3 protein-coding genes are annotated in these 6777 nt (G+C 70.8%); all 3 read right to left on the bottom strand.

Annotated features, from left to right (window positions below):
- On the bottom strand, nucleotides 1-4845 hold a 4845-nt coding region (locus ACY34I_RS39965), incomplete at its 3' end, for a fibronectin type III domain-containing protein (RefSeq protein WP_462760685.1).
- Nucleotides 4846-4937: 92 nt separating this feature from the next.
- Nucleotides 4938-5330, bottom strand: a complete 393-nt coding sequence (locus tag ACY34I_RS39960) for a response regulator transcription factor (RefSeq protein WP_462760683.1) — start codon at nucleotides 5328-5330, stop codon at nucleotides 4938-4940.
- 702 nt (nucleotides 5331-6032) lie between these two features.
- On the bottom strand, nucleotides 6033-6767 hold the full coding sequence (locus ACY34I_RS39955) for a VOC family protein (RefSeq protein ID WP_462760687.1): 735 nt from the start codon (nucleotides 6765-6767) through the stop codon (nucleotides 6033-6035).
- Between the last annotated feature and the right edge of the window lie 10 nt (nucleotides 6768-6777).

Below are 6777 nucleotides of genomic sequence, written 5' to 3'. Positions count from 1 at the left end.
TGGCATCGGCCGCGCGCTGTCGGTGTTCGAGGCGGCGCTGGTCCCGGCGAGGTTGGTGGCTCGCACTCGGAACTCGTAGGTGACGCCGTTGGTGAGGTACTTGACGGTGAACGAGCAGCAGGTGGTGACCGGGTATTCCAGCCGGATCCAGGAGCCGCCTGCCTTGCGGTACTCGATCCAGTAGTACACGTTCCGCGTGGGGCTCGCCGACCAGGTCAGCTTGACCTTTCCGTCGCCCGCCGCGGTCGCCGACAGGTTCGACGGCGGCTGCGGGAACGGCGGCATCGGCCGGGCGCTGTCGGTGTTCGAGGGGCTGCTGTCCCCGGCGACGTTGGTGGCGCGGACCCGGAACTCGTACGTGGTGCCGTTGTTCAGGTAGCCAACGGTGAACGTGCAGCAGGTGCTGAGCGGGTATTTCAACCGGGTCCAGGAGCCGCCGGCCTTGCGGTACTCGATCCAGTAGTACACGTTCGGCGTGGGGCTCGCCGACCAGGCGATCCTGACCTCGCCGTCGCCGGCGGTGGCCCGCAGGTTCGTCGGCGGCTGCGGGAACGGAGGCATCGGCTTGGCGGTGGCCACGTTCGACGGTTTGCTCTCCCCGCCGGCGTTCGTCGCGGCCACCTTGAACTCGTAGGTGTCGCCGTTGGTCAGGTACTGGGCGGTGAAGGTGCAGCAGGAGCCGACGGGGTAGGGCAGTTTCTGCCAGGACTGCCCCTTCGTGGTGTCCCGCAGGTAGACGACGTAGTCGACCCCGGCGGTGGGGCTGGCGGTCCAGGTGAGCCGGACGGCGCCGTCGCCGGGGGTCGCGTTCAGGTTCGTCGGGGGCTGCGGCGCGATGCCGACCGCGGTGGCCCGAGCCGTCGCCGATGCCGGCCCCTCGCCTGCGACGTTGGTGGCGCTGACCTTGAATTCGTAGACGTGCTGGTTGGTCAGGTATTGCCAGGTCGCCTCGGTGCGGTCGGTGGGGTACTGCGACTTGCGGAAGGTGGTCTCGCCCGCCGTCACGTCGCGCCAGTACACCCAGTAGAGGACGTTCGGCCCGGGTGCGTCCCAGGACAGCGCGATCTCCAGGCTGCCGGCGGCGCTGGCCCGCAGGTTGGTGGGCGCCTTCGGCAGCGCGACCTGGCTCTTGGCCTGCGCCGGGTCGGACGCCGGGCCCTCGCCGGACAGGTTCTCGCCGGTCACCTTGAACTCGTACAGGTGCTGGTGGGTGAGGAAGCCCCAGATCGCGGTCGTGGCGTCGGTCGGCACGTCGCTGCGCCGGAACGACGTTTCCCCGGCGGTCACGTCCCGCCAGTAGACCCGGTAGTAGAGGTCTGGTCCGGGAGCGTCCCAGGTCAGGGTGATCTCCCCGGTCGGCAGCGGTTGCAGGCGCAGGTTGGTGGGCTTGCCCGGCTTGGCGGGCATGGGCTTGACCCGGACGACGTTGCTCGCGACGCTCTCCGAACCCCGGGTCGCGGTCACCTTGAACTCGTAGTCGTGGCCGTTGGTCAGGAACTGCGCGGGCATCGTGCAGCAGTCGCTGATCGGCAGGGGGAGCTGCTGCCACTCCTCGTTCTCGGTGGCGTCCCGCTGGTAGACCCAGTACCAGACGTCGGGGGTGGGCGAGGGGTCCCAGGTCAGGGTGGCCCGCCCGTCGCCCGGCGCGGCTCGCAGGTTGGTCGGCGGCGCCGGCGCGTCGAAGAACACGGTCGCGCTCGCCGGCGCCGACGCCGGGCCCTCCCCGCCCCGGTTGGTGGCGCTGACCTTGAACTCGTACGTGTGGCCGTGGACGAGGAAGCCCGCCTCCATCTGGCAGCACTCGGTGATCGGCAGCGGCAGCTTGGTGAACTCCTGCTCGTCGGCGGTGACGTCGCGCTGGTAGACCCAGTACCAGACGTCCGGCTGCGGCTCCGTCCAGGTCAGCTTGATGGTGCCGTTGCCCTGGGCGGTCGCGGTCAACCCGCCCGGGGCGGGCGGCGGGGCGATGGTCGACTTCGCCGTGGCGACGTTCGACGGCGGGCTGACCGCCATGGTGTTCACGGCGGCCACGGTGAACTCGTAGATGTGCCCGGGCACGAGGTTCTTCGCGACCGCGGCGGTGCCGCTGTACACGTCGGTGTCCCACGGGGTGAGGTCCGGCTGCCCGGCGGTCACGTCCCGCTGCGAGACCCGGTAGCTGACCCCGTCGGCGTCGACCGGCTGCCAGGCCAGGTTGATGGTGCCGTCGTCGGCCGGGCTGGCGGTCAGGCCGGTGGGCGCCTCGGCCAGCGGCGGCGCGACCCGCAGCAGCCGGTTGGGCGTACCCACACCGGGATCCGTGACCACGCCCTGCTCGGCCTGGCCGATGAGCGCGTCGGCCACCTGCTTGGGCTGGTAGGTCCGGTGCGCCTGCAGCACCAGCGCGGCAGCGCCGGCCACGTGCGGCGCGGCCGCCGACGTACCGCTGCCCGTGTTCGGGCCGTCGTCCTGCGTGTGCCCGGCGGACGTGATGTTCGCGCCGGGGGCGAAGAGGTCGACGCAGGATCCGAAGTTGCTGTCCGGCCACCGCCGGTCCCCCTGCTGGGTGGCCGCGACGGTGATCACCTCGGGGATGCTCGCGGGTATCCTGTCGCAGCTGTCCTCGCCCTGGTTGCCGGCGGCGGCGACCACCGTGACGTCCTTCTGCACCGCCTCCCGCACGGCCTTGGCAAGGCTGTCCCGGTCACGGGAGGGCCGCCGCACGGACAGGCTCATGTTCATCACGGCGGGTTGGGACGCGTTCTCGACGACCCAGTTCACGCCGGCGGTGATCCGGGCCACGCTGTACTCGGGAAGCTCCCTGCAACCGACCTGTACGTCCACCACCTCGGCCTGCTTGGCCACCCCGTAGGAGGATCCGCCGGCGATGCCGGCGGCGTGGGTGCCGTGCTCGGCGCACAGGTCGGGATCGGGCCGAGGCAGGACGCTGAAGCCGTGCTCGGCCCGGCCGCCGAAGTCCTCGTGGGTGATGCGGACACCGGTGTCCACGACGTAGACGTTCACCCCGGAGCCGGTCGACGGATAGACGTACCTGCCGTCGGGCGTGCCGTCGATCCGGTCCAGGCCCCAGGACGGTGGGGACTGCTGGACCCCGCCGGTGGTGGCCCCGTCGAGCTCGGCCTGCTGGTCCTCCTCAACCACCTCGACCGCCGGGTCGGTGGCGAGCTGGCGGGCCTGGGCGTCGGTCAGGCCGGTCACCGAGAACCCGCCGAGGACGGCCGAGTAGACCGACTCCAGCGTGCCGCCGTAGCGGGCGACCAGGCGGCCGGCGATCTCCCGGATGCCGTACTCACCGGCGGCGGCGTTGTCGCGCAGGTCCACGAGGTACGACCCGGTGACGGCGGTCCCTTCCGGCGCGGTCTGGAAGGTGCCCTCCTGGGTCGGGCCGCCCCGGGCGGTGACCGCCACCGGAGCCGACCGGGCGCTCTCCCCGTTGGCGTTCACCGCGGCGACGGAGAACTCGTAGAGGTGGCCGTCGACCAGACCCGCCTCGGTGAAGGACGACGCCGGCAGGTCGTTCGGCAGCCGCACCGGGTGGCTCTGGCCGTACGAGACGTCGCGCCGGTAGACCCGGTAGGCGGTGGCGCCGGCCGAGGCGGTCCAGATGAGCTGGGCGTTGCGCTGCTCGTCGGCGGTGACGGCCAGCCCAGCCGGGACCGGCGGCAGGGTCGCCGGGTCGGGTGCCGGGCGCGGCCAGTCCACCTCCACGAACCGGGGCCGGTAGAGGCCGGCGTCGGTCTGGTTGTCGCCGCCGGCGAGGCTATTGACGTTGTACGAGACGAGCAGCTTCCCGGACCGGGCCAGCTCCGGGTGGAAGCGGGCGTCGTAAACGATGATCTCCCGGCCCGGCTGCGGCTCGGGCGCCCGGAACAGGTGGACCGGGCCGGTGAACGGGCCGGTGGGCGAGGGGGCCGTGTAGGCCACCACCTCAGAGTTGAACACCAGATTGCCGTCCACGGTGACCAGGACGTACTCGCCGCCGACCTTCTGCACGCCGAACGCGGTGGTCACTCCCCCCATCAGCCGCCCGGCGTCGGACTCGCGGTCCGACCAGCCGGTGCCCGTCCAGAACTGCCAGGCGCCGGCGAGCTGCCCGGCCGCGACCTTGGCCAGGTAGACGGACTTCACCGGGCCGGCGTCGTTGCGCAGGCTCGTGCCGTAGACGTACGTGGTGTCGCCGTCCTCCAGGATCGCCGAGCCCCAGGCGATCCGACTGCCCAGCGGCAGCGGCGTCAGCGAGCGCAGGGCCAGGCCCGGCAGGTCGAAGGAGGCGAGGGAGGTGCCGTCCAGCGCCACGTCGAGCGGGTGCGTCCCAGTGCGCCGGTAGTGGTTGTAGAGCACCTGCAGCGTCGTGCCCTCCACCGTGCCGTCGGCCACCCAGTACCCGGCGTTGGCCGGGTCGCCGTCGCGCTCCCCGCCGACCAGCGACGCCGGCCCCTCCGCCGTACCGCCGGTGAGCGTCTCGGTGAGCGCGGCGCCGTCCTGCACCACGATCGAGTTGTGGATCATCGGTTGGAAGGCCGGCCGGGAGCCGTCGGCGTTCACCGGCCCGACGAAGGTGTCCGAGAAAAGCCACACCACCCGGCCGTCGGGGAGCTGCACCGAGGCGCTGCTGTCACCGCCGTTCCACCGGCCACTGCTGTCGCCATACGCGGCGAAGGCCGCGTTGAGTGCGGCCGCGGACATGCCGCCGGCGGGCGGTTCGGCGGCGCGGGCGGTGGCCGCCGGGGAGAGGAGCAGGACCAGCGTCAGCGATACGGCCAGCGCGAGGCGGCCGGTCTTACGGCGCCACCGCACGTGGTCGTGAGGGTGAATGGCTTCGGTGTGTCCCCCGGTGGTGAGCATGCGGTCATGCTCACCAGCCCGTCCTGCGATGTAAATAAGGTTATCGATACGAAGACAGTGGAAAATCTCACTGTGCACTGTGGCCGCAGCGGTCAGCGTGGGCGGCCCAGGCCGGCGTCGCGGGCGCGGACGATGGCCTGGCTGCGCTGGGTGAGGTGCAGTTTGGCCAGGATGGTGGAGACCTTGTTCGCCACGGTCTTGCTGCACAGCAGGCGCTCGCCGATCTCGCCGTTTGACAGCCCGGCGGCGAGGTGGTCGAGGATGTCGCGTTCGCGGGTGGTCAGTTCGGGGAAGGGAGCGTCCTGCGGCGGCGGTGAGGCGAACCAGACCGGCAAGCGGCCCGCCAGGACGGCGCCGAAGACGGGTTGCCCGGCCGCGGCGGCGTGGATGGCGGCGACGATGTCCGCCCCTTCGGCACCCTTGACCAGATAGCCGAGGGCCCCGGCCTGCATGGCGGCGAAGACGGTGGCGTCGTCCTCGAACATGGTGAGAACCAGGACGGCGGCCCCGGGGCACCTGGGCCTGGATCTGGCGGCTGGCCTCGATGCCGTGCAGGCCGGGCGGGCATCCTGCGGTCAGCCGGTCCGCCTGGGAACGCAGGGCTCTGGCGGGCCCGAGGTCGTCGAGGGCGGGCAGGCGTAGTCCGTGGACGATCTTGCGCGCTTGTGGTCGGTACCTTGATCAGTCTCGCGGCGCACGTCGCCGTTGGCGGCCCCGATCCCATCCGCAGGCGTTGGCCGGGTGGCCAGCGTCTGCCGATGCTCGTCTCGGTCAAGTTGCTGTTCGGCATATCGACCACGGCAGAGACGATCAGCGGACGGTCCAACAGGCCGACCCGTCTCTGTCCCGAGACGCCTTGGCCGATGGGATGCGCGATGACGGGCACGGAGTGTGTAATGCCCGAGCTTCACCCCTGCTCAAGATCCTCAGAGTAGAGCGGGATGCCGGTCGTTTCGCACTCGCCGGTAACCACACGGCCGATGCGAGGACGAACGCGGCTAACCCGCCCTGGCGGCGGGCCTGATCGCGGTCTTCTCATCCGCGCCGATCGAAATCTGCCACCGTCGATCGGGCCGCCGCCTGGACGTGGAAGTACAGATCCGGCGAGTTACTCGTAAGCGATGCCGGCTAGGCGCATCGCAAAAGTCCGGGCTGGTGCCGTAGTGGGCGGATGAAGTGGGTTTGGGTCAGGCTGGGGTGAGGAGGCAGAACTCGTTGCCTTCCGGGTCGGCGAGGACGGTCCACGGGACATCGGGGTCCAGGTCGATGGCGGTGGCGCCGAGCGTCCGCAGTCTGGCCGCCTCGGCCTCCGGGTCGTCACCGGGGTATGGGCGGACGTCGAGATGGACGCGGTTCCACCCGGTCTTCACGTCGGGTGTGCGGAGGAACTGCAGATATGGGCCGACGCCCTTGGCGGAACGTAGTACCGCCTTGTGGTCGGTCACCTCGTGCACGGTCCAGTCCATGGCCTCGCCCCAGAAGCGGGCCATGGCTCGCGGATCCGTGCAGTCGACCACTACCGCAGCGATCGGTCCAGTGTCCCGGTAGAGCGGCCGGGGATCCAGCACACAGAACTCGTTGCCCTCTGGGTCGGCCATGACCGTCCATGGCACGTCACCCTGACCTACGTCGGCGGGTGTCGCGCCGAGATCCTTCAGGCGCGTGACCACCTCCGCCTGATGAGCCGCCGAGGTGGTGGCGAGGTCGACGTGCACCCGGTTCTTCACCGTCTTGGGTTCCGGGGAGACGACGAGGTCGATGCAGACAGCGACGGGGTCGGGGTAGACGAAGCCCTCGGGTTCGAGGTTGGTCACGCCGGGTCCCTCGCTGGAGACTCCCCAGCCGAGCACCTCCGCCCAGAAACCGCCCAGCGCGGAGTCGTCCCGAGCCTTCATGTTGATTTGAACCAGCCGCGTTGCCATCCCGACGATG

Source organism: Micromonospora sp. RTBAU3-60 (assembly GCF_054963695.1).
Note: the sequence above shows the minus strand (reverse complement) of the source record. Positions and strands in the feature narration are given on the sequence as shown.